This is a genomic window from Actinoplanes sp. GCM10030250, assembly GCF_042666575.1.
GTDB lineage: Bacteria > Actinomycetota > Actinomycetes > Mycobacteriales > Micromonosporaceae > Actinoplanes.
Genome location: NZ_JBHTDO010000039.1, coordinates 46914 through 67760 on the forward strand (window position 1 = coordinate 46914; position 20847 = coordinate 67760).

Here is a 20847-nt window from a genome sequence, read left to right on the forward strand (position 1 = left end):
AACCGTCCGCGGCAGTGACGCTCGGCGAGGAGGAGCGGAACGTGTCCGAAACCCGATATCGCGCGGCCATCGTCGGAACCGGTGCCATCGCCGCCGCCCACGCCCAGGCGCTCAAGGACCACCAGGACCGGATCCGGCTCACCGCCGTCGTCGACGTGGACGCCGGGCGGGCCCGCACCTTCGCCGGCGCCTGGGACGCGCGGGCCGTCCCCGACCTGGCCGCGCTGCTGCACGAGGGAGTGGACCTCGTGCACCTGTGCACGCCGCCGTCGACGCACACCCCGCTTGCCCTGCAGTGCCTGCGCGCCGGCGTCAACGTGCTCGTCGAGAAGCCGCCGACGCTGTCGCTGGCCGAGCTCGACACCCTGGCCGGGGCGTCGCGCGAGACCGGGGCGTCGCGCGAGACCGGGGCGTCGCGCGGGACCGGGGCGTCGCGCGGGACCGGGGCGTCGCGCGGGACCGGGGCGTCGCGCGGGACCGGGCCGTTCGTGGCCACCGTCTTTCAGCACCGGTTCGGGGCCGGCGCGATCCGGCTGCGCGAGATGGCCGCCGCCGGCGAGCTGGGCCGCTCGCTGCTGGCCACCTGCGAGACCCAGTGGTACCGCGACGCCGCCTACTTCGAGGTGCCGTGGCGGGGCCGATGGGAGACCGAGGGCGGCGGCCCGACCATGGGGCACGGCATTCACCAGTTCGACCTGCTGCTCTCCGTCCTCGGACCGTGGGAGCAGGTCACCGCCGTGGCGGCCCGCCGCGGTCGTGAGGTGGACACCGAGGACGTGTCGATGGCCCTGGTGACCTTCGCCGACGGCACCCTGGCCTCGGTGGTCAACTCGGTGGTCTCGCCCCGGCAGACGTCCCGCCTGCGGTTCGACTTCGAGCATGCCACCGTCGAGCTGGACCACCTGTACGGCTACCGCGACGCCGACTGGACCGTGACGCCCGTCCCCGGTCATTCAGCTGTAGCCGCCCGCTGGGCCGCCGACCCGTCGGAGGCGGAGAGCGGTCACACCGAGCAGCTCGCCGCGGTGCTCGACGCTCTCGACGCCGGCACGCCGCCACCGGTAACCCTGGAGGAGACGAGACGGACCATGGAGTTCGTGGCCGCCCTCTACGCGTCGGCGTTCACCGGTGCGCCGGTCCGCAGCGGCGAGATCGGCCCGGGCAGCCCGTTCGCCGCCCGCATGGACGGGACCGGCGCGCCGTGGACCCCGGTGCGTGCCCGATGAGCGTCACCGTCGATCACCGCCTGGACGAGTCGGTCACCGTCTCCGCCGGAGGGGTCGGCCTCTTCACGTACGTCTACCGGCCGGACACCCCGCAGTTGGAGTCACCGAAGCCCTACCTGCACCCGATCCGGACCCGGGCGGGCCACCTGGTCTCGCTCTTCCGCCCGCACGACCACGTCTGGCACAAGGGCATCGCCTGGAGCCTGCCCCACGTCGGTGAGCACAACTTCTGGGGCGGCCCGACCTATGTGCACGGCCAGTTCTACGTGCAGCTGGAGAACAACGGCAGCGCCACCCACCGGGAGATGACCGAGCTCTCGGCCACCGGCGACTCCGCCATCGTCGCGCACAGTCTGGACTGGACCTCGCAGCAGGGCGCGCCGGTCATCACCGAGGACCGGTCGCTCACCGCCGCGCTGGCCGGTGACGACAGCTGGACGCTGGTGTTCGAGACGCGGATGACGAACGTCTCCGGCGGCACGCTGACCTTCGCCTCGCCCACCACGAAGGGCCGGGAGAACGCCGGGTACGGCGGCCTGTTCTGGCGTGGCCCGCGCTCGTTCACCGGCGGGACGGTCCTGTCGCCCGATGGGAGCGGGGCCGACGACCTGCGCGGCAAGCGGGCCGAGTGGTTCGCATTCCGGGGCCGCCACGACGGTACGGACACCGCGTCGACGATCGTGATGGTCGACGACACCGCCAACCCGCACCATCCACCGCAGTGGTTCACGCGCAGTGCGGAGTTCGCCTGCCTGAACCCGGCGCCGTTCTTCAGCGAGGAGCTCGACCTGCCCGCTGGGGAGAGCCTGACCTTCCGGTACGCGGTTGTTGTTGCCGACGGTGACCAGGGCGAGTCGTTCGCCCGTACCCTCGCTGATCTTGGAAGAAACGCCCTGGCGGCCGGGGCAGCACGGTGACCGGCCACCCGTTCCCCGGCGGCACCTCGGTGACGCGCCTGACGGTCTATCCGGATCGCTGCGCCGCGGACGGCCTGGCCGGCGGGACCCCGCACGTGCATCTGGCCTCCACCGAGGCCTACGTCGTGATCGGCGGCGCCGGTGAACTGCACACCCTGAACGTTTCCGGTCACCGGACGACACCGCTCGCGGAGGGTCAGACGGTCTGGTTCACGCCCGGCACGATCCATCGCGCGGTCAACCACGGCGACCTGCGGGTGATCGTGGTGATGTCCAACGCCGGGCTGCCCGAGGCCGGCGACGCGGTGATGACCTTCCCGCCGGAGGTGATCGCCGATCCGCGGCGGTACCGCGAGGCGGTCGCTCTGCCGGTGCCGGAGCGCCGGGAGCTCGCGGTCGAGGGTTTCCTGCGGCTGGTGACCGACCGGCGGGCCCTGGCGGAGTTCTACGCCGGCGCGACGGCCCTGATCAGGCCACATGTGGCCGGGTGGCGTGAGCTGTGGGAGGCGACCGCGGCGGCGGAGGCTCGGCGCACGGAGGCCGTGCTCGACGCGCTGAGCAGCGGCGACGGCGCTCACCTGCGGGAGGCGGGTGTCTTCGAATCGCCGCAGAGCGACACCGACCGTCTCGGCATGTGTGGCCGATTACGTACACACGAGGTGAGATTCGTTCAGTAATCGGCACGGCTGCCGATCGTGTCTTTCATGCAGCACATCCACGACGTGCTCGACCTGCGCGCCGTCACCCCGGTCTTCCAGCCGCTGATCGACCTGGCCACCGGCCGTGTCCTGGGATATGAGGCGCTGAGCCGCGGCCCGGCCGGCACTGCCTGGGAATCACCGATGGCCCTGTTCGCCGCGGCCCGCGCGGCCGGCCGGGAAGCCGAGCTGGACTGGATCTGCCGTGCCGTGGCCTACCGCGCCGCGCTCGCCGGCGGCCTCGGGCCGGACCTTACGCTGTTCGTCAACATGGAGCCGACCGCGTGGCGGGCCGAGTGCCCGGCGGACCTGGCTCCCGTCGTCGACCAGGCACGCCACCGGCTGCGGGTGGTCACCGAGATGACCGAGCGGGTCATCGCCGAGGACCCGGCCGCCCTGCTCTCGGCCGCCGAGAACTGCCGTGAGGCGGGCTGGGGTGTCGCCCTCGACGACGTCGGCGCGGACCCGATGTCGCTGGCGCTGATGCCGTTCGTGCACCCCGACGTGGTCAAGCTCGACATGGGTCTGCTGCGGGCACCGGACGACCCGGCCACCGCGCGGGTGGTGGCTGCGGTCTACGCGTACGCCGAGGCCAGCGGCGCGATCGTGCTGGCCGAGGGCATCGAGACGGAGCGGCAGCTGGAGATCGCCGGGGTGATGGGCGCGACGGTCGGGCAGGGCTGGCACTTCGGCCGGCCGGCGCCGCTGCCGCCGGTCCTGCCGCCCGCCGCCCGCCTGCCGCTGCTGCCTCCGCCGTCGCGGGGCGGCCGGACGCCGTTCGAGATCGTCAGTGCGGTGCGCCCGGTCACGAGTACCACGAAGAAGCAGCTCATGCCGCTGAGCCGGCACCTGGAGGCACTCGCCGGCAGCGGCACGGAGCCGCCGGTCCTGCTCGCCTGTTTCCAGGAGGCGCGGCACTTCACCGCGCACACCGCGACGCGCTTCGAGCGGGTCGCGAGGCACAGCCCGCTCGTCGCGGCGCTGGGCGCGGGCCTCACGGCGGAGCCCGTGCCGGGAGTACGCGGAGCGTGCCTCGGCGACGACCGGCTCCGCGGTGAGTGGAACGTCATCGTTGTCGGGCCGCACCGGGCGGCCGCCCTGGTGGCGCGGGATCTCGGGGACGACGGCGCGGACGGGTCACGGCGGTTCGAGTTCGCCCTGACGCACGATCGGGGTCTCGTGGTGGAGGCGGCGCGCTCGCTGCTGCACCACCTGGCACCGGTTCAGGTGCCGGCGCTGCTCACGAGCTGACGGTCAGCCGGGCCAGCTCGGTCAGCATGTCCGGGAGTGATCCGGTACGCCGGAACAGCTCCCGCTGCCGCCGCGCGCCCGTGCCCTCCGCACGCACCCGGGTCAGCTCGGCCCGGATCCGGTCCTCGTCACCGTGCTGCCGCAACGCGGGCGTGACCTCGGTGACCAGGTCGCCGACCAGGTCCCACGCCGGTCGCGCCCGGGCCTGCCGCAGGTCCAGCAGGGTGCCGTCCATGCCCTGGTGTGCGGCGTTCCAATGGGCCGCGCGGAGGACCTCGTCCGGCACGTCGTCGGTGGCGGCCGGCTCGGTGGCGACCAGGGCTCTGATCAGGCCGGTGAGCAGCACGGTGTCGCTGGTGGTGAGGCAGACGTCCGCGACACGGACCTCGAGCGTCGGATAGGCCGCCGACGGGCGGGCGTACCAGAGGACCAGGGACTCGTCGAGCATCGCGCCGGAGGCGACGAGCAGGTCGACCGTACGATCAAAATCTTTCGCCGACCGGAAAGCCGGAGTGGGTCCCAGGGTCGGCCACCGATCGAGTTGCATCGAGCGCCAGCTCGCATGACCGGTGTCCGCGCCGGCGTGGAACGGTGAGTTGACGCTGAGCGCCTGCACCACCGGCAGCCATATCCGCAGGTGGTTGCCGATCCGGACGGCTGTTTCCCGATCCGGTACGCCGACGTGCACATGGCATCCGCAGACTGCCGGGTCCCGCACGATCGGCCCGTAGTGCTCGGCGATCGCGCGGTGACGCGGGTTGTCAGAAACGGTCAGCTGCGGCTCCCCGACGGGGGTGGCGCCGGCCGCGACCAGCCGGCAGCCGGCTGCCTCGGCGGCGCTCGCGGCGGCCCGCCGGTGCCGTCGCAGGTGCTGCTCGATCTCGGTCAGCGTGGTGCAGACCGGCGTCACCATCTCGAACATGCTGTGCCGGAACTCCCGGCGGCTGTGCTCCCGTAGCGCCGCGGGCAGCTCGTCCAGGACGGCCGGTGCCGCGGGCACGTTCTCGCCGGTCTCGGGATCGAGGAGCAGGAACTCCTCCTCGACGCCGACGGTGAGAGGCGTCCTCACGGGCGGGTGGCGGTCAGCACCACGACGGCGATGCGTTCCGCGTGGGCGTAGGCCGGGCCGTCCAGCTCCTCGTCGTAGACGTCAGGATCCACCTCCCGATAGGACCACGTGAGATCAGTCTCGGACAGCCGCTCGGCCGCGGCCGCCCGGAACGGGTCCTGTCCCTCGACGATGCCGGTGCCGCTGAAGAGAACGAGCGACCCGCCCTCGGCCAGCCTCTCGGCCGCCACGCCGATGATCGACAGTGACAGCTCGTAGCCGTGCTCACCCCCGTCGCGATAGGCCCGCCCCGCCGGGTCGATCATGAACGGTGGGTTGGAGATGATCAGGTCGAAGGTCCCGTCGACGTCAGTCAGCAGGTTGCTGTGGCAGGGCCGCACCGTGCTCACACCGGCCAGCTCGGCGTTGACCCGGGCGAACCGCAGCGCCTCGGGGTTGATGTCGACCGCCAGCACCTCCGCGCCCGGCGCGCGCTTGGCCACCGTGATCGCCCCGGCACCGGTACCGCAGCCGATGTCCACCGCCCGCCGCACCGGCCGGCTCCGCGCCTCGACGTGCGCCGCCGCGGCGTCGGCCATCCGGTAGGTGTCCGGGCCGAAGAACACCGAGTCCTCGGCATTCGTCGGGAACGCCGAGTGCACGAAGATCTCGTCGTCGTAGCTGGAGAACCGGACCAGGCTGCGCTGAAGCCCGTCGCCGGTGGTCGCCAGCGCGCCGGCGGCGTCGAGCAGCTTCACGATCCGGTCCGGCAGCAGGCCGGGCTCGAACGGGCGGCTCCATCCCAGCACGTCACGCAGGCTCTTCGCCCGCTCGTTGCCGGGACGGCGGTTGACCCGCTCGTGGGTCGCCGGAGTCACCGTGGTGAAGTGATATCCGGAGTCCCGCAGCTCCCTGCCGAGTTCCACGAGCGTCATGCGGCCACCCTTTCCACGGCGTCGCTGTGTGCCGTCCGCAGCGACGACTCCCCGGCGTCCCAGGCGTCCAGCACCTCCTGGGCCCACAGGTCGTCCAGCGCGAGCGCGCACCGGGCACCGAACAGCACGTCGCCGGCGAGCTCCGGCTCGGACCGGGCGAACGAGCCGGCCAGGTCGTACGCGGCGATCTGCTCGTGCACCGCGTCGGCCTCCACGTGCTCGTCGTAGAAGGCCGTGGCCACCTCGTCACCGCCGAGCCGCCGCAGGCCGTTGCCGTACGAGCGGTTGGGCTTGGTGGAGGTCATCTCGTAGGCGGCGAGGTGACCGATCAGGGAACCGCGGCGGCGCCGGTGCAGACCGAAGAAGGACATCACGTTGTTCGTCGCCAGGGTCGCCGCGCCGGCCGAGTCGACGTAGGCGCCGTACGTCAGATCCAGGTCGAACCAGCGCATCGTCTGCTTGAACAGCTCCTGGTGCATGCGGTTGGTGACGCCGCCGCCGTACTCGTCGAGCTGGATCTCGATCAGAGCGGCCTTCGGGTCGCCGGCGAGCCGCGGTATCGCGAACGTGTGCGGGTCGGCCTCCCGCAGGTGATAGATCGAGCGGTGCATGACGAACTCACGGAACTGCTCGTACGTCGCCCGTCCCCGCAGCCGCCCGGACAGCGACGGCCCGTCGTCGGACTCGGTCAGCTCCCGCAACGCCCCCGGCACGGACTCGGGGTCCACCGGCGACGGCGGGCCCGCGAGCGCGTACAGCTCGGCCTCGAACTGCGCCTCGGCCGCCGCGCGCAGGCGTAGCAGGCGGACGTCCCACTCCCACGCGTCGTCGACGCCGTCCCAGCCCCGGTACGCCAGCTCGTAGCAGACGAAGAGCGTGAGGTGCAGGTCCTCGTGGTCCCAGGGACCGGGCCGGCGCGGCAGGGCGCCACCCTTCCCACTCAGAACGTCGATGAGTGCGGCCGACACCGGCCCCCGAGGTGCGGGAAGTTTCATGGGCCTCTGGCTTCCCCGGTTACGGGGCCGCAAACGATCTGTTTCCGACAAGCGTTCCAGGGAATCTGTCAGGCATGTCGACCTCCATCGTCCCCTACGAGGACGGCCCGCTGATCGTGCGGGGCGACTTCGAGCTGCGTACGCCCGACGGCGAGCCGATCGATCCCGGACGCGGCACTGTCGCGCTGTGCCGGTGCGGCCGGTCCGCGATCAAGCCGTTCTGCGACGGCACCCACAAGGCGGTCGGCTTCCGCGCCGCGGCCGGCCGTCAGACCCCCGCACCGCGCAGCTCCTGATCGTTCATGCGAGCGCTGATCTGCTCCGGCGGGACCGGCCGGGAGTAGAGGTAGCCCTGGCCGTACTCGTAACCCAGCTCCCGGATCAGGTCGCGCTGCTCCTCGGTCTCGATGCCCTCGGCCACCGAGGCGAACTCCAGCGCCAGGGCCATCTGGCTGACCGCAGTGGCGACCGCCGCCTGGCGGCCCACCGTGGTGATCGACTCGACGAACGAGCGGTCCAGCTTGAGGGTGGTGACCGGGCAGGTCAGCAGCAGGCCCAGCGATGACGCGGCGGTGCCGAAGTCGTCGAGGGCCAGCTTCACGCCGAGGCCGCGCAGGGCCAGCATCGCCTCGTTCGACTCCTCGTCGTCGAGGACCGCCGTCTCGGTGACCTCGATGCTGAGGCAACCGGCCGGCAGCCCGGTCGCGGCGAGCAGCGCGGCCACCTCGCCGACCAGGGCGGGGTCGCGCAGCTGGCGGCCGGCCACGTTGACACCGACGGTCAGCGGCTCGGCGTCGGGGAAGGCCCGCCGCCACTCGGCCGCCTGCCGGCAGGCCTCGCCCAGCGCCCAGCGGCCGATCGCGACGATCTGCCCGGTACGTTCGGCGACCGGGATGAACTCCACCGGCGAGACCAGCCCGCGGGTGGGGTGGTTCCACCGGATCAGCGCCTCCACCCCGGTCATCCGGTCGTCGGCGAGCCGCACGATGGGCTGGTAGACCAGGGTGAACTCGTCGGCCTCGATGGCCTGGGTCATCTCCCGGATCAGGACCGCCTCGGCGCTGATCCGGGCGCCCATCTCGTCGGTGTACTCCACCCACATGCCCTTGCCGCGGCGCTTCGCCTCGTACATCGCGATGTCGGCGTTGCTGAGCAGCGTGGACGGGTCGTCACCGGGCCGGGAGCCGGTGACACCGACGCTGGCCCGGGTGACGATGGTGTGCTGCTGCACGTCCATCGGCTCGCCGAGGCTGCGCAGGATCTGCTCGGCCACCAGCCCTCCATCCGCAGGACCGGCGCCGGGCAGCAGGACGGCGAACTCGTCACCGCCGAGCCGGGCCACCACGTCGTTCCCGCGGACCGCCTCGCGCAGCCGCTGCGCCACGGTGACCAGCAGGGCGTCGCCGGCGGCGTGACCCATCGTGTCGTTGACGGTCTTGAAGTCGTCCAGGTCGATCAGGAGCACCGCGACGTCGTCCGGTCCGTCCAGCATCGCCTCGCTGAAGTGCGCGCGGTTGGCGAGCCCGGTCAGGCTGTCGTAGGAGGCGCGGACACGCAGCTCCTCCATCGCACCGTCGAGACGCCCGATCAGCACCATGTTGTCGTGGAAGGCGACGAGCTGCCGGCCGGCGACCAGGCACGTGATCACCACGACGCCGATCGTGGCGCCCACCAGCTGCGAGGACGCCCGATCAGGCAGCATCAGGAAGAAGACCACAAACGTCACTGCGATCATTCCGTACGGCAGCAGGCTGTACGGCCGGCGCTTGATGTTCTCCTGCGGGTCGCTGGTCCGCAGCACGATCTCCTGGATCCGCGGTCCGACAGCGATCAGCACCGACGGCAGCAACCGGATCACGAAGACGTACGGGTTGTCGACGCTCTGGAAGGCGCCCGGCAGGAACGTGCTGACACCCTGCACGATGGGTGCCGCCACCATCGGCCAGGCCGCGATCCTGGCCATCGGCGGCTTCTTGATCAGCGCCACCTTCGTCGCCGAGAACGTCGCGACGAGCACCAGCGCGGCGGTGACGCTCGCGTTCAGGCGGTCGGTGTCGCTGCCCGACACCGGGTTGAACGCGAAGCACCAGGCCACCACGCCGCCGCCGACCAGCACGGTGGTCGCGTCCAGCCAGAAGACGAACTTCTCCCGGTAGGTACGCAGCCCCTGCGGGAAGATCAGGCAGGCGACCACGTTGCTGCACATCCCGATCGCGAACAGCACGGTCTGGAACGTGTTGCCGGTCAGCGAGGCCGGGCCCGGCGCGACGAGCGTCTGCACCGCCTGGACCGAGTCGCCGACGGTGAAGGCGGCACCGGCGAAGCTGATCATCGACCAGAACCGGCGATAGCGGACGTGCGCGAGCCCGCGCAGGCGCCAGGCGCCGGTGGCGAGAGCCGCGTCCAGGGGTACCTGTGCGAGCCAGTAGACCTGCATCTGGCGTACCGGATGCCCGGCGAGGACGAAGAAGAGCACGCTGCCGAGAAGCGTGACGCCGATCAGCGCGCGCAGCACGGGGTCCCGCCGGAGGCTGTGGAACGCCATCCGCACTCATCCTCCCTGGGTCCCCGCGATGGGGTTCTCCCACGAAGGATCGGACCGTGCGGGGGAGATCCAAGGATTAGGCCGTCTTCGTCTCCCACAAAATCCCGGCGAGGGCGGTGGTGTACTCGCGGGCGTGGTGGATCAGGGGTGCGCCCTCCGGCCCGAGGATCACCTCGAGCACCGCCGCGACCACGACCGTCGAGTCGCCGACCGGGACCCGGTGCAGTGGCGCGGCGCGCAGGCGGGCGAGCGCCCCGAGCAGGACCGGCTCGCCGGTGGGCAGGACGTCCCAGCCCTGCTCGGGGGTGAAACGCGGCCCGCCCCTGCGGGCGAAGTCGTGCGCCAGGCCGGCGTGCTCGTGGCCGAGCAGGTTGACCACGAAGCTGGGCGCCTCGACGACGGCCCGCGCCGACGGCGAGCCCATCACGGAGAACGACAGGGCCGCCGGGTCGAGCGACACCGAGGCCACGCTGGAGACGGTCAGGCCCGCCGGTCCGTCCGGTCCGGCAGCCGAGATGATCGCGACCCCGGTCGGGTAGCGGCGGAACGCGGCCTTGAACCGTTCGCTGAGCACGTGGCGACCCTAAAACCTCAACTCGGCTTGAGGTCAAATCGAGGACCGGACTCTTGACGGGTTGCCAACAGGTATCTATCTTTTGTCGCAAGTATTTTCAGAAAGTTTCAGGCTTGTTGCTGCAAGAGATCCCCGCCTCCCCCATCAGGAGATCCATGTGGACACCTCATCCCCCCGGCGCAGCCGGCTCGCCACCGCGCTAGCCGCCACCACACTCGCCGTCGGCATCGGCGGCTTCGGCCTCGCCTCGGTCGTCAGCGGCCCCGACGCCTTCGCCTCCCCGCCCGGCTCCAAGGACGTCACCGCTGTCATGTTCGAGTGGACCTTCGCGTCGGTGGCCCGCGAGTGCACCACCAAGCTGGGCCCGCTCGGCTACGGCTTCGTTCAGGTCTCCCCGCCCCAGGAGCACATCCAGGGCAGCCAGTGGTGGACGTCGTACCAACCGGTCTCCTACAAGATCGCCGGACGGCTCGGTGACCGGGCGGCGTTCTCGGCCATGGTGAAGACCTGCCACGCCGCGGGCGTGAAGGTCATCGCCGACACCGTGGTCAACCACATGAGCGCGGGCTCGGGCACCGGCACCGGCGGCACGTCGTACTCCAAGTACAACTACCCGGGCCTCTACTCCGACCAGGACTTCCACTCCTGCCGCACCGCGATCAGCAACTACGCGAACCGCTCCAACGTGCAGGACTGCGAGCTGGTCAACCTCTCCGACCTGAACACCGGCAGCGACTACGTCCGCGGCAAGATCGCCGGCTACATGAACGACCTGGCGTCGCTCGGCGTCGACGGCTTCCGGATCGACGCCGCCAAGCACATGGCCGCCGCCGACATGGCCGGCATCAAGTCGAAGCTGAGCAACACCGGGGCGTACTGGAAGCAGGAGGTCATCTTCGGCGCCGGCGAGGCGGTCCAGCCGACCGAGTACACCGGCCTCGGCGACGTGCAGGAGTTCCGCTTCGCCCGGGACCTCAAGCGGATCTTCCTCAGCGAGAACCTCGCCTACCTGTCGAACTTCGGCGCCTCGTGGGGTTACCTGCCGAGCAACCAGGCCGCGGTGTTCGTCGACAACCACGACACCGAGCGGGTCGGTGACACGCTCAACTACAAGAACGGCTCGGCGTACACGCTGGCCCAGGTGTTCACGCTGGCCTGGCCGTACGGCGCGCCCGACGTGAACTCCGGCTACGAGTTCAGCAACCACGACGCCGGCCCGCCGAACGGCGGCACGGTGAACGCCTGCTACGCCGACGGCTGGAAATGCCAGCACGCCTGGCGCCAGATCGGCAACATGGTCGGCTTCCGCAACGCGGTCTCCGGCACCGCCGTGACCAACTGGTGGAGCAACGGTGCGGACCAGATCGCCTTCAGCCGGGGTAACCGGGGATATGTGGCGATCAACCACGAGGGCAGCGCGCTGAGCAGGACGTTCCAGACGTCGCTGCCGGCGGGGAACTACTGCGACGTTCAGCACGGGGATCCCACCAGCGGGGGCGGCTGCTCCGGTACGACCTATGCCGTCAACTCGTCCGGTCAGTTCACCGCGACCATCCCGGCCGGTGAGGCGATCGCCCTGTACGTCGGAGCCAGCGGGCCGGCCCCGACCACCTCGACACCTTCCACCTCGCCGCCGGCCTCGACCTCGGGCGCGACCTTCGGCGTCAACGCCACCACGTCGGTGGGGCAGAACATCTTCGTGGTCGGCAATCAGCCGGCCCTCGGCAACTGGGCGCCGGCGAGTGCGGTGGCTCTTTCCTCCGCTACCTACCCGGTGTGGAGCGGCACGGTGTCGCTGCCGGCCGGTACGTCGTTCGAGTACAAGTACCTGCGAAAGAACAGTGACGGCTCGGTGACCTGGGAATCCGGCGCCAACCGCACCGCAACAGTCCCGGCAAGCGGCCGAGTGACCCTCAACGACACCTGGCGCAACTAAGCCGTTTTCCCCTTCGGCCCCGCGCTGCCCCTCCGGCGCGGGGCCGGGTCCATCTTCCGGGGCTTTCCGGGTTCGGGAGATGGGGTCGTGGGTAGAAGGTCTCCTGTCCCGTTAGCCGGATCTAGGAGGTCTCATGAGTGCTGTCGCCGATCCCGCCACCGTTGAGGACTGCCTGCGGGTGGGTGCCGGATTCTCGCAGGGTGACCGCACCTGGATCGCCGAGCAGTGCGCCACCCTGGACGCACGGCTCGCCGCGTTCCACGCCGACACGACCGAGCTCGAGATCTCGGTGAAGGACCGTGGTGCCCGCGGTCAGAAGGTCACCCTGGAGTGCTGGATCAGCGGCCGCGAGAAGGTCGTCACCACCTCCAGCGAGGAAGATCTGCACGCTGCGGTGATGGACTGCCGCGACGACCTGCGCCGCCGCCTGAACGACTCGAAGACCAAGCAGGAGCCCCGGCACAACCGCCACCTGCGCGAGGTGCCGCAGCCCGACGCGGCCCTGCTGGAGACCCTCGAGCCCTGATCCACCCGTCCCCGCCCCGGCCCACCGCCGGGGCGGAGCCATGTTCAAGGACACTCGTTCAAACAGGTGGGAAACGCCGCCCCCGGCCTGATTCCGTGCACCGTCGCCCCGGAGTATGTCCCGCGACCAGCACGGCGAGATCTTGACGGAAGGACGCCCGACCCGTGACCCTGACCCAGCACACTCCCGCACCGCTCACGCCTACCGCACCTCTCACGCCGGCCGGCACCACCGCGAACCAGGCCGTGTTGATCGTGCACGGACGCGACCGGACCGGGATCGTGGCGGCGATCAGCGCGGTGCTCGGCAAGCACGAGGCGAACATCGTGTCGCTCGACCAGCACTCCGACAACCCGCACGGAGGGGCGTTCTTCCAGCGCACCGTGTTCAGCAAGCCCGGCCTCAAGGCGGCGCTACCGCACATCGAACACGACCTGCGCGAACACCTCACCGACGGCTTCGACCTGGAATACACGCTGCGCGATCTCTCCGTACCCAAACGGGTTGCGATCTTCGCCTCCAAGGCCGACCACTGCCTGCTCGACCTCCTCTGGCGCCACCGCCGCGGCGAACTACCCATCAACGTCGCGATGGTCATCTCCAACCACCCCGACACCGCCGACGAGGTCCGCTCCTTCGGCATCCCGTTCTTCCACGTGCCCTCCGCGGGCCCCGACAAGTCCGCCGCCGAGGCCCAGCACCTGCGCCTGCTGGCCGGCAACGTCGACTTCATCGTCCTGGCCCGCTACATGCAGATCCTGTCGGGCGATTTCATCGAGCGGGTGGGCGTACCCATCATCAACATCCACCACAGCTTCCTGCCCGCGTTCATCGGCGCCGGCCCCTACGCCAAGGCCAAACAGCGCGGCGTCAAGCTGGTGGGCGCCACCGCCCACTACGTCACCGAAGACCTCGACGAGGGCCCGATCATCGAGCAGGACGTGGTCCGCGTCAACCACGCCCACACCGTCACCGAACTCCAGCGCCGCGGCGCCGACGTGGAACGCGCAGTCCTCTCCCGCGCCGTCCAATGGCACAGCGAAGACCGCGTGATCCCCCACGGCAACCACACGATCGTCTTCCAATAAGGCGCCCCGCCCCTTGTGGCGGTCGATCCGCCCGGGTCCGCTGACTCTTCCCACCAATCAAGATCAACACCGTTTTCTTGTACGCGTTTCCGCCCCGCCGTCGCCCGCCGTCGCCCGCCCTTCGCCGTCGGCAGTTGCGGAGGGGCGGAACTTGTCGTACCCGTGGGCGATTATGGGTCGACGCCTGACGGAGGAGAAACGATGATCGGCACCTTGAAAACCGTCGTGCTGGACGCCGGCGACATCACCGCCCTGGCCCGGTTCTACCAGGAGCTGGCCGGCTGGACGCAGATCTATGCCGACGACGAGTGGATCACGATGACCACCGACGACGGCTGGCGGATCGCGATCCAGTCCGCACCCGACCACGTCCCGCCTGACTGGCCGGATCCCGCCCACCCCCAGCAGGCCCACCTCGACCTGCGGGTGCCCGATCTGGAGGCGGCAACCGCCCACGCGGAGAAACTCGGCGCAACCCTGCTCCGCCGCAACGAACGCTGGCACACCCTGACCGATCCAGCCGGCCACCCGTTCGACCTGTGCATCAACGCCGACGACCCCCGCACCACGCTGATGGGCGTGATGCTCGACTGCCCCGACGCCAAGACCCTGAGCGCCTTCTACGCCGAACTCCTCGGCAAACCCGTCACCTACGAGGCCGACGGCATGGCCATGATCGGTGAAGACGGCTCCCGGCCCCTCCTCTTCCAGCAGGTAACCGACTACTCACCACCCCGCTGGCCCGACCCCGCCCACCCCCAACAGTTCCACCTCGACATCCACGTCGACGACGCAACAGCCGCCGAGCCGAAGGCGCTCGCTCTCGGCGCCACCCGCCTCCCGGGCGAGGGCGACAACTGGCGGGTCTACGCCGACCCCGCCGGCAAGCCCTTCTGCTTCGTCTGGAACTCAGAAGCCTGACCGAACCGATACCCGCCGGGCGGCTGCGCGCGGGGCGGCTGCGCGCGGGGCGGTCACGCGCCGAGCGGCGGCTGCGTGCCGAGCGGCGGCTGCGTGCCGAGCGGCGGCTGCGTGCCGAGCGGGCACTGCCGAGCGGGCACGCGTCGGCGGCCGGGCGTTGGCGGCCAGGGGTCGGGTAGCCGCGCGCTGGCAGCCGCAGGCGCACACGTTGAGGTTGCGTGTGCGCTGGTCATGCCTATGACGTGGGTAGACGCGCACCGAACTCCAACGTGTGCGCCTCTTGTCCCGAGCGGGGGTCGGGCGCCGAGTGTGGCGGCTGTTCAGCGTGCCAGCCAGCCTCCGTCGACTGGCAGGACGGTGCCGTGGACGTAGCGGGCGGCGTCCGAGGCGAGGAAGATGATCGCGCCCGCGAGGTCGTCGGGTGTGCCCCAGCGGCCGGCGGGGATGCGGTCGAGGATGGCGGCGTTGCGGGCTGGGTCGGCGCGCAGGGCCTCGGTGTTGTCGGTGGACATGTAGCCGGGTGCGATCGCGTTGACGTTGATCCCATGGGCCGCCCACTCGTTGGCCAGGGCCTTGGTCAGGCCGACCACCGCGTGTTTGGCCGCCGCGTAGGCCGGTACCCGGAGCCCGCCCTGGAACGACAGCATCGAAGCGATGTTGATGATTTTGCCCGAACCCGCGCCGTCCGAACCCGCGCCGTCCGAACCACCCGAACCCGCGCCGTCCGAACCACCCGAACCCGCGCCGTCCGAACCACCCGAGCCCAAGCCGCCCGAGCCCGCGCCCGAACCGCCCGAACCTCCCGAGCCCGCGCCCGAACCTCCCGAGCCCTGGGCGATCATCACCCGGCCGGCGGCGCGGGACAGGTAGAAGACGGCGTCGATGTCCACCCGGAGCACGTCGTCCCAGTCTGCTGCCGTCGTCTCCAGAGCGGGCGCGCGCCGGATGATCCCCGCGTTGTTCACCAGGATGTCCAAGCGGCCCAGCATGTCCCGCACCGTGTGCACCGCCGCGGCGATCTCCGCCGGTCCCGCGGTGGCCAAATCGCACCGGACCTGCGGGAACGGAACCGGATCATCCGTGCGGGTCAATACCACCACCGACGCCCCCGCCGAGGCCAGCGCCGAAGCTGCCGCCGCGCCGAGGCCTCGGTTGCCGCCGGTGACCAGGGCGACCCGACCGTCGAGACGGAAGTTCACCATGGGTCCGTCCAGTCCGGGAGGGTCACTCGGGCCAGAGCTTCCAGATAGAAGTAATCGCCCCACAGGTTGCCCTCGTCCACACCGACACCCTTGGGCTTGTCATAGACGCCGTGCAGGAGCAAGGCCGTCGAGCCCGCAGCCGTCGAGTCCGGCGCCGTCGAGTCCGAAGCCGTCGATCCCGGCGCCGTCGCGTACCCGTTGATCAAAGATTGGAGGATGTCGCCGGCCGCCGCCCGGTATGTCCCCACCCCGGACTGGGTGGCGAGCTCCAGCAGCCCGCAGACCGCGATCGCCGCCGCCGAACTGTCCCTCTCCTCACCGCTGCCGTCGCCGAATTCCAGGTCCCAGTAGGCGATCCGGTCGGCCGGCAGGTGCTTGAGGAAGTACCCGGCACACCGCTGAGCCGCCCGCAGGAACGACACGTCACCCGTATAGCGGTAGTTCAGCGCGAACCCGTAGATCCCCCAAGCCTGCCCCCGCGCCCAGCACGAGTCGTCCGAGTTCCCCTGTTCGGTCTCGCCGCGTAACGGCTCGCCGGTCTCCGGGTCCCAGTAGAACGTGTGGAAGGTGGTGTCGTCGGGCCGCAGGATGTGGTCGCGCAGCTGGGCGGTGTGCCGGCGGGCGGCGTTCGCGTAGCGGGGGTCGCCGGTGGTGCGGCTCGCCCAGAAGAGGAGCGGGGTGTTCATCAGGCTGTCGATGATGGTGCGGCCGCGCTGCCGGGGGTCGGTCAGGTCGCCCCAGGCCTGGATGATGCCGGCCGGTTCGAGGACGCGGGAGAGCAGGTGGTCGGCGGCGGCGAGGGCGGCGGTGCGGGCGGGTGACCGGCCGGAGCGCTGCCACGGGACGATGCAGGACAGGGTGTAGAGGAAGCCCAGGTCGTGGGTGTCCAGGTCGACGCCGTTGTGGACGCGGTCGGCGAAGCTCGCCGTGTGTGCCTCGGCGGCGCGGCGGTAGACGTCGGCGCCGCTGAGGTCCCAGGCGAGCCAGAGCATGCCGGGCCAGAAGCTGGTGGTCCATCCGACGTTGCCGCCTTCGGGCACGTCGCCGGTGGCCGGGCGCAGCCGGTATCTGCCCTGGACGGTGGTGTCGCCGGGGTATCGGTCGCCGAATGCGGCGAGGTTCGTGTCGATGGTGCGCAGGGCTGCGGTCACGGCGGTGCTGAGAACCTCGGCGTCGGTTACCGTCATGAACGTCCTTTCACGGGGGTGAACGTGTATCGGCTGTTGGCCCAGACCACGTAGAGCAGCGGGGCGGCGGCCAGTCCGGCGGCGATGGCGGGGCGGCTCACCAGCAGGGCCTGGAGCACGGTGAGCACGGCGAGCGAGATCGCGGTCAGGTACCAGCGGCGCACCGCGAGGTAGGCGCAGGCGCGGGCGGCGTCGCGCAGCCGCACGTCGGGGCGTTCCACCAGCAGCACCAGCGTGAGCAGCGTGGTGGCGGCAACCAGGACGATCGTGACCGCGAGCACCGGGATGGCGACCGCGCCGGCCGGGCGGCCCCAGAGGGCGGCGATGTCGACGCCGAGGACGACGATCAGCGCGGTCGCCGCGGCGGTCACCAGGGTGGCGCGCCGCCAGGTGGCACGCCAGGCCCGGCTGAAGGTCGCGACCACCGTCGTGGCACTGCTGTCGGTGTACCGCGCGAGCACCGTGAACACCGCGCAGAGCGCGGGCCCGGCCATCGGTGCGAGCAGGGCGAGCAGCGGCCAGGTCTCTGCCGGGTCGGTCAGCAGAAAGATCACCAGCAGGGGTACGCAGGACGCGCTCAGCATCAGGTTGGTCATCAGGAAGACGTACGCGGCATCGAGTACCACCGTGAACGTCTCGTGGCGGATCCGCATCTCCTCAGCCCTTCAGCCCGGTGGTCGCGACTCCCTCGACGAAGTACCGCTGGCCGAGCAGGAAGATCACCACGATCGGGAGTACCGAGAGCACCGAACCCGTCATGATCAGCGCGTACTCGGCGTTGTACTGGCTGATGAACGACTTGAGCCCGATCTGAATCGTCCACACGTCCGGGCTGCGCAGGTAGAGCAGCGGCCCGAGGAAGTCGTTCCACGTGGTGACCAGCGTGATCAGGCTGAGGCTGGCCAGCGCCGGCACCGAGAGCGGCAGCATGATCCGGCGGTAGATGCCGTACTCGCTCATTCCGTCGATGCGGGCCGCGTCGATCAGTTCGTCGGGGATCGAGTCGTAGAACTGTTTCATCAGGAAGACGCCGAGCGGCCCGAACGCCTGGAGCGCGATGATCGACCACAGCGTGTCGGTGAGCTGGAACTTCGACATCAGGACGAACTGCGGGATCATGTACGACTGCCAGGGCACGGCCAGGGTGCCGATGTAGGCGAGGAACAGCGCGTTCCGGCCGGGGAACCTGACCTTGGCGAACCCGTACGCGGCGAAGCTGCCGGTGAAGACCTGGAGCAGGGTGACCGCCGCGGCGAGCAGCACGGTGTTGCCCAGCCAGGTGGTCATCTCGGATTTGGCCCAGATGTCGGCGTAGTTGCTCCACACCGGGTCGCTCGGCCACCACTGGATCGGAATCGTGAAGACCTCGTTGTTCGTCTTCAGCGACGACATGACCATCCAGTAGAACGGCATCAGGATGCCGACTGCCGCGACGCCGAGCGCCAGATAGCCGAGGGCCCGCCAGAGGTAGCGCCTCCGGCGGCGGGAGGGTGAGGAGTCGAGCGGCAGGGCGCCGACCGGCGCGGGCCGCAACAGAGTGCTCATAGCGAGATCACGCATCCCTGCGCTTGTTGACCACGAACTGGACGATCGTCACCAGGAAGCAGATGGCGAACAGCACGATGGACAGCGCCGACGCGTAGCCGAACTGGTTCTCCTCGAAGCCCTTCTGGAAGATGTACTGCGACAGCACCAGCGTCGACTGTCCCGGCCCGCCGTCGGTCATCACCAGGATCAGGTCGAAGACCTTGAAGCTGTTGATGGTCAGCAGGACCGTGATGAAGAAGGTGGTCGGCCGCAGCCCGGGCAGGGTGACCGCCCGGAACCGCTGCCAGGCGTTCGCGCCGTCGACGGTCGCGGCCTCGTAGAGCTGTGCCGGGATGGTCTGCAGCCCGGCGAGGAAGAGCAGCATGTAGTAGCCCATGTCGCGCCAGGTCCCGACGATGATCACCGCGGGCATCGACCAGTCGGCCGACGTGGTCCAGCCCGGCGGGCTGTCGACGCCGATCGCCCGCAGCAGCTCGTTGATCGGCCCGAATCCCGGGCTGAACAGCATGTTCCAGATCTGCGCGATCGCCACGATCGACGTGATGTAGGGGAAGAACGCCACGGTGCGGAAGAACGCCACTCCCCGCAGCTTGCGGTTGAGCAGCAGGGCGAGGCTCAGCGAGACGACGAGGGTGAGCGGGAGGTGGAAGGCCGCGTAGTAGAAGGTGTTGCGCAGCGCGGTCCAGAAGCTGGCGTCGCCTGCCATCTGCCGGAAGTTGGCCGTCCCGCTCCAGGTGCTGCCGCCGAAGATGTTCCACTCGGTGAACGAGTAGTAGAAGAGCAGCACCACCGGCACGAGGGTGAGCACCGCGAAGCCGGCGAAGTTCGGCAGCAGGAAACTCCACCCCACCGCGGTGTTGCGGAGGCGGGTCACGGGCGTGGTTGACATCAGGACTCCTTACGGGCGTCCGGGTCCGGTGGTGTGCCGGACCCGGCGAGCACACCCCTATTTGCTGAGGACCTCGTTCTTGGCCCGGTCCTGTGCCTCGGTGATCGCGGCGTCCAGCGGCTTGCTGCCGGAGAGCACGGCGCTGTGCATGTCGTTGAGGATGTTCTGCAGCGGCGCGGTGTACTTCGACACCGGGTTCTCCGGCTTGGTGTCGTGCGTGGCGAAGGTGAACTTCGACAGGTCGTCGGTCGGCAGGCCGGAGACGGTGAAGAAGGAGTCCTTCGTCGTGGTGGTGTCGGCCGGGGTGATGGCGATGCCGGCGAGGGCCTTGGCGCCCTCCGGACCGGCCGCGTAGGCCAGGAAGTCCTTGGCGGCCTGGGCCTTCTTCTCGTCGATCTTCGGGTTGATGCCGAAGCCGGTGGGGTCGGCGAAGGTCACCGGTGTCGCCGAGGTGCCGGTGGTGGCCTTGGTGAGCTGCGGTGCCGGGGCGATGCCCCACTCGAACTTGTCGGCGTCGCCCTTCTCCTGCTGGCTGCGCAGTGTTGCCATGTACCAGGTGCCCATCACCATCATGGCGGCCTGCTGCTTGCCGAACTGCGCCTGGTAGGTGAGCTTGTTGGTGGTGGCGTCGCCGAAGCTGGCCTGCGCTCCGGCGGTCTGCAGGTCCAGCGCCCGCTGGTAGTACGGCTTCAGGTAGCTGAAGTCACCGCTCTGGAGGTCGGCGCCGGCGGTCTGGGCCAGCGCGAAGCCCTGGAGGGTGGACTGCCAGGTGTGCTGGTAGGTGCCGAGCGCCTTGGAGCCCTTGGCCTTCAGCTTGGTGGTCAGGTCCTTGGCCGCCGCCGCGTAGTCGTCCCAGGTCCACGACCCGTCCGGGTGCTTGACCCCGGCCTGGTCGAACAGCGCCTTGTTGTAGTAGACGACCCACGAGTCCTGCCGGTACGGAATCGCGTACGTCTTCCCGTCCACCTGGTACGCCGACAGCCCGCCGACCGTGCTGCCCAGCTTGCCCGCCACGTCCGAGACGTCGAGCAGCTGTTTGCCGCTCTGATAGGTGTAGAAGTTCTTCAGCGTCTTCTGCGTGTAGATGTCCGGCGCCTTGCCGGCCGCCAGGTCGGCGATCATCTGCGTGTCGTAGTTGGCGGCGTCGTACTCCTTGACCTCGATGGTCACGTCCGGGTTCACCGACCGGAAGCCGTCGGCCAGTTTCTGGAACTCGGGTGTGGTGGCCAGGCTCCAGCCGGCGAGCGTGATCGTCGCCGGGCCGGAGGCCTCGTCCGAGTCCCCGCCGCTGCAACCGGCCAGGACCAATGAGATCGCCGTGGCAGCGCCGAGGGCGGCCGCGATCGAGCGTTTCATCTTTG

Annotated in this window: 20 protein-coding genes; 9 read left to right on the forward strand and 11 right to left on the reverse strand. The window is 70.1% G+C overall.

All coding sequences use genetic code 11. The features are described 5' to 3' along the window. The first annotated feature begins 41 nt into the window (after positions 1–41). Genes ACFQV6_RS36135 through ACFQV6_RS36150 form a run of 4 tightly spaced genes read left to right on the forward strand, consistent with a single transcriptional unit; the run spans position 42 to position 4092 of the window. Positions 42–1226: a Gfo/Idh/MocA family protein gene (locus ACFQV6_RS36135; RefSeq protein ID WP_378032180.1), complete on the forward strand. Its 1185-nt coding sequence runs from the start codon at positions 42–44 to the stop codon at positions 1224–1226. Then, positions 1223–2143 carry a PmoA family protein gene (locus tag ACFQV6_RS36140; protein ID WP_378032181.1) on the forward strand — a complete coding sequence of 307 codons (921 nt, stop codon included), beginning with the start codon at positions 1223–1225 and terminating at the stop codon, positions 2141–2143. The genes ACFQV6_RS36135 and ACFQV6_RS36140 overlap by 4 nt, the downstream gene beginning before the upstream one ends. Then, complete coding sequence (locus ACFQV6_RS36145; RefSeq protein WP_378032182.1) at positions 2140–2820, forward strand: cupin domain-containing protein; 681 nt, start codon at positions 2140–2142, stop codon at positions 2818–2820. Before ACFQV6_RS36140 ends, ACFQV6_RS36145 begins: the two co-directional genes overlap by 4 nt. A 27-nt stretch (positions 2821–2847) precedes the next feature. Next, the gene (locus ACFQV6_RS36150; RefSeq protein WP_378032183.1) at positions 2848–4092 is read left to right on the forward strand and encodes an EAL domain-containing protein; all 1245 of its coding nucleotides are present in this window, start codon (positions 2848–2850) and stop codon (positions 4090–4092) included. Here the strand turns inward: ACFQV6_RS36150 and ACFQV6_RS36155 are convergent. Genes ACFQV6_RS36155 through ACFQV6_RS36165 form a run of 3 tightly spaced genes read right to left on the reverse strand, consistent with a single transcriptional unit; the run spans position 4082 to position 7070 of the window. Continuing rightward, positions 4082–5161 (reverse strand): glutamate--cysteine ligase, encoded by a 1080-nt coding sequence (locus ACFQV6_RS36155; RefSeq protein WP_378032184.1) that lies wholly within the window; start codon positions 5159–5161, stop codon positions 4082–4084. The genes ACFQV6_RS36150 and ACFQV6_RS36155 overlap by 11 nt on opposite strands. Beyond that, positions 5158–6075, reverse strand: coding sequence for a methyltransferase (locus ACFQV6_RS36160; protein WP_378032185.1), 918 nt, complete (start codon positions 6073–6075; stop codon positions 5158–5160). The genes ACFQV6_RS36155 and ACFQV6_RS36160 overlap by 4 nt, the downstream gene beginning before the upstream one ends. After that, positions 6072–7070 carry an iron-containing redox enzyme family protein gene (locus tag ACFQV6_RS36165; protein WP_378032186.1) on the reverse strand — a complete coding sequence of 333 codons (999 nt, stop codon included), beginning with the start codon at positions 7068–7070 and terminating at the stop codon, positions 6072–6074. Before ACFQV6_RS36165 ends, ACFQV6_RS36160 begins: the two co-directional genes overlap by 4 nt. 74 nt (positions 7071–7144) lie before the next feature. On the opposite strand from ACFQV6_RS36165, the gene ACFQV6_RS36170 reads away from it, so the two are divergent. Continuing rightward, on the forward strand, positions 7145–7366 hold the full coding sequence (locus ACFQV6_RS36170; protein WP_378032187.1) for a CDGSH iron-sulfur domain-containing protein: 222 nt from the start codon (positions 7145–7147) through the stop codon (positions 7364–7366). On the opposite strand, the gene ACFQV6_RS36175 is transcribed toward ACFQV6_RS36170, so the two are convergent. Together ACFQV6_RS36175 and ACFQV6_RS36180 are read right to left on the reverse strand one after the other, a co-directional pair. Then, complete coding sequence (locus ACFQV6_RS36175; protein WP_378032188.1) at positions 7339–9615, reverse strand: putative bifunctional diguanylate cyclase/phosphodiesterase; 2277 nt, start codon at positions 9613–9615, stop codon at positions 7339–7341. The two genes, ACFQV6_RS36170 and ACFQV6_RS36175, sit on opposite strands and share 28 nt — an antisense overlap. Before the next feature lie 76 nt (positions 9616–9691). After that, positions 9692–10189: a flavin reductase family protein gene (locus ACFQV6_RS36180; RefSeq protein ID WP_378032189.1), complete on the reverse strand. Its 498-nt coding sequence runs from the start codon at positions 10187–10189 to the stop codon at positions 9692–9694. Positions 10190–10346: 157 nt separating this feature from the next. Here ACFQV6_RS36180 and ACFQV6_RS36185 point away from each other — a divergent pair, with 157 nt between their 5' ends. The 4 genes from ACFQV6_RS36185 (at position 10347) to ACFQV6_RS36200 (ending at position 14660) form a co-directional block, all read left to right on the forward strand. After that, on the forward strand, positions 10347–12125 hold the full coding sequence (locus ACFQV6_RS36185; protein ID WP_378032190.1) for a carbohydrate-binding module family 20 domain-containing protein: 1779 nt from the start codon (positions 10347–10349) through the stop codon (positions 12123–12125). A 133-nt stretch (positions 12126–12258) separates the two neighbouring features. Next, complete coding sequence (locus ACFQV6_RS36190; protein ID WP_378032191.1) at positions 12259–12651, forward strand: HPF/RaiA family ribosome-associated protein; 393 nt, start codon at positions 12259–12261, stop codon at positions 12649–12651. Between the two features lie 164 nt (positions 12652–12815). Continuing rightward, positions 12816–13739, forward strand: a complete 924-nt coding sequence (purU, locus tag ACFQV6_RS36195; RefSeq protein WP_378032192.1) for a formyltetrahydrofolate deformylase — start codon at positions 12816–12818, stop codon at positions 13737–13739. 201 nt (positions 13740–13940) lie between these two features. Next, on the forward strand, positions 13941–14660 hold the full coding sequence (locus ACFQV6_RS36200) for a VOC family protein (protein ID WP_378032193.1): 720 nt from the start codon (positions 13941–13943) through the stop codon (positions 14658–14660). A 320-nt stretch (positions 14661–14980) separates the two neighbouring features. On the opposite strand, the gene ACFQV6_RS36205 is transcribed toward ACFQV6_RS36200, so the two are convergent. From ACFQV6_RS36205 to ACFQV6_RS36230, 6 genes are read right to left on the reverse strand one after another with little or no spacing between them, the layout of a single operon-like run. Further along, a complete protein-coding gene (locus tag ACFQV6_RS36205; protein WP_378032194.1) occupies positions 14981–15862 on the reverse strand; it encodes an SDR family oxidoreductase in 882 nt (293 codons plus the stop codon). Continuing rightward, entirely contained in the window at positions 15856–17049 is a 1194-nt protein-coding gene (locus ACFQV6_RS36210) for a glycoside hydrolase family 88 protein (RefSeq protein ID WP_378032195.1), read from the reverse strand. The genes ACFQV6_RS36205 and ACFQV6_RS36210 overlap by 7 nt, the downstream gene beginning before the upstream one ends. Continuing rightward, entirely contained in the window at positions 17046–17702 is a 657-nt protein-coding gene (locus ACFQV6_RS36215; protein WP_378032196.1) for a DUF624 domain-containing protein, read from the reverse strand. Before ACFQV6_RS36215 ends, ACFQV6_RS36210 begins: the two co-directional genes overlap by 4 nt. Positions 17703–17706: 4 nt before the next feature. Continuing rightward, entirely contained in the window at positions 17707–18594 is an 888-nt protein-coding gene (locus ACFQV6_RS36220; protein WP_378032197.1) for a carbohydrate ABC transporter permease, read from the reverse strand. 7 nt (positions 18595–18601) lie between these two features. After that, on the reverse strand, positions 18602–19486 hold the full coding sequence (locus tag ACFQV6_RS36225) for a carbohydrate ABC transporter permease (RefSeq protein ID WP_378032198.1): 885 nt from the start codon (positions 19484–19486) through the stop codon (positions 18602–18604). A gap of 57 nt (positions 19487–19543) precedes the next feature. Beyond that, positions 19544–20842, reverse strand: coding sequence for an ABC transporter substrate-binding protein (locus tag ACFQV6_RS36230; RefSeq protein WP_378032199.1), 1299 nt, complete (start codon positions 20840–20842; stop codon positions 19544–19546). Positions 20843–20847: the final 5 nt, after the last annotated feature.

Bases quoted from the DNA above. Each gene is read 5' to 3' on its own strand.
- ACFQV6_RS36210 (WP_378032195.1), bottom strand. From the start codon at position 17,049: ATGACGGTAACCGACGCCGAGGTTCTCAGCACCGCCGTGACCGCAGCC.
- ACFQV6_RS36225 (WP_378032198.1), bottom strand. From the start codon at position 19,486: ATGTCAACCACGCCCGTGACCCGCCTCCGCAACACCGCGGTGGGGTGG.
- ACFQV6_RS36230 (WP_378032199.1), bottom strand. From the start codon at position 20,842: ATGAAACGCTCGATCGCGGCCGCCCTCGGCGCTGCCACGGCGATCTCA.
- ACFQV6_RS36190 (WP_378032191.1), top strand. From the start codon at position 12,259: ATGAGTGCTGTCGCCGATCCCGCCACCGTTGAGGACTGCCTGCGGGTG.
- ACFQV6_RS36215 (WP_378032196.1), bottom strand. From the start codon at position 17,702: ATGCGGATCCGCCACGAGACGTTCACGGTGGTACTCGATGCCGCGTAC.
- ACFQV6_RS36150 (WP_378032183.1), top strand. From the start codon at position 2,848: ATGCAGCACATCCACGACGTGCTCGACCTGCGCGCCGTCACCCCGGTC.
- ACFQV6_RS36160 (WP_378032185.1), bottom strand. From the start codon at position 6,075: ATGACGCTCGTGGAACTCGGCAGGGAGCTGCGGGACTCCGGATATCAC.
- ACFQV6_RS36140 (WP_378032181.1), top strand. From the start codon at position 1,223: ATGAGCGTCACCGTCGATCACCGCCTGGACGAGTCGGTCACCGTCTCC.
- ACFQV6_RS36200 (WP_378032193.1), top strand. From the start codon at position 13,941: ATGATCGGCACCTTGAAAACCGTCGTGCTGGACGCCGGCGACATCACC.
- ACFQV6_RS36205 (WP_378032194.1), bottom strand. From the start codon at position 15,862: ATGGTGAACTTCCGTCTCGACGGTCGGGTCGCCCTGGTCACCGGCGGC.
- ACFQV6_RS36165 (WP_378032186.1), bottom strand. From the start codon at position 7,070: ATGAAACTTCCCGCACCTCGGGGGCCGGTGTCGGCCGCACTCATCGAC.
- ACFQV6_RS36220 (WP_378032197.1), bottom strand. From the start codon at position 18,594: ATGAGCACTCTGTTGCGGCCCGCGCCGGTCGGCGCCCTGCCGCTCGAC.
- ACFQV6_RS36175 (WP_378032188.1), bottom strand. From the start codon at position 9,615: ATGGCGTTCCACAGCCTCCGGCGGGACCCCGTGCTGCGCGCGCTGATC.
- ACFQV6_RS36170 (WP_378032187.1), top strand. From the start codon at position 7,145: ATGTCGACCTCCATCGTCCCCTACGAGGACGGCCCGCTGATCGTGCGG.